At 47.4% G+C, this 1,298-nt stretch carries 1 protein-coding gene; it reads left to right on the top strand.

What is annotated here, in order from left to right:
* The coding region (locus A3763_RS00340) for an efflux RND transporter permease subunit (protein WP_197482646.1) at positions 1-1,298 on the top strand (1,298 nt) is incomplete at both ends.

Here is a 1,298-nt window from a genome sequence, read left to right as displayed (position 1 = left end):
TTCATAAGCTTATTGCAGCGCTAAAGTCAGATTTATTGCCGACAAGTATCGGCATAGAAGTGCTACGTGATTACGGTGCAACGGCGAATGAGAAGGTTGATAACCTAACGAGTAGCTTGGCCTTTGCGGTCTTTACCGTGGTGGTGTTTATCGCGGTTTTCCTTGGCTGGCGCCCTGCTTTAGTTGTTGGTATTGCGGTACCCATTAGTTACGGGGTGACCTTGGCCTTGGATATGGCTTTTGGTTATACCATTAACCGTGTGACCTTATTTGCTTTGATTCTATCACTAGGTTTACTTGTCGATGACCCGATTACTGGTGTCGATAACATTGAACGATATTTGAAAAAGAAGCTGCGTGGCAAAGATGGAAGCCAGGACCCTGGTACGGCCTCTCAAATTGTTGCAGCGATATCAGAAATCAAAGTGCCTTTGATAATGTCGACCATCACTATCGTCCTGGCATTTATTCCGCTTGCCTTCATTACCGGAATGATGGGGCCCTATATGGCGCCGATGGCTTTCAATGTGCCAGTGAGCGTCGGCGTCAGTACGCTGGTGGCATTTTTAGTGACGCCTTGGTTGGCGAGTAAACTTCTGAAACCTTCGGCCATTGTTGCTGAACAGGGTGAGGACAGTCGTGCTGATAGCGGGAGCCCTTTTTTCCGACGTGTTCTCTCTCCCTTTTTGAATGATCGGAGAAAAGCAAAATGGGTCTTATGGGCTGTGCTGATCTTATTCCTAGCTGCAGCCATGTTACCTATGATGCGCTGGGTTCCCTTAAAACTTCTGCCTTTTGATAATAAAAATGAAGTGCAGATTATTATCGATATGCCAGAGTCAGCGACCTTGGAACAGACAGCGAGTTTGGCTAAGCAGATCTCCTTACAAGTGACGCAAGTAAACGAAGTACTCGCTTCAGCCGCCTTTGTGGGGGTGGCTTCGCCTATCGATTTTAATGGTATGGTTCGCCGTTACTATCAACGCACGATGCCTTATCAGGCAGACTTGCGGCTGACCTTACTCGATAAAGCAGAAAGAGAGCATCAGTCTCATGGCGTGGTGCTGCGTTTAAGAGACTTGCTTAAGTCTTTTAATAAAGAAGGTGTATTGGTTAGAGTGGTGGAAGTGCCACCAGGGCCCCCGGTATTGAGTACCTTGGTCGCTGAATTGTACGGTGACAAACTGACTCCCTACGAGGATATACAGGCTGCTGCATTGAGTGTAAAAGAGCGCCTGGAAAAAGAGCCTTTTGTCGTGGAGGTTGATACCACTGTCGAGGCTGAACAGAAAAAGCTT

It is taken from the genome of Oleiphilus sp. HI0128 (genome assembly GCF_001635365.1).
Note: the sequence above shows the minus strand (reverse complement) of the source record. Positions and strands in the feature narration are given on the sequence as shown.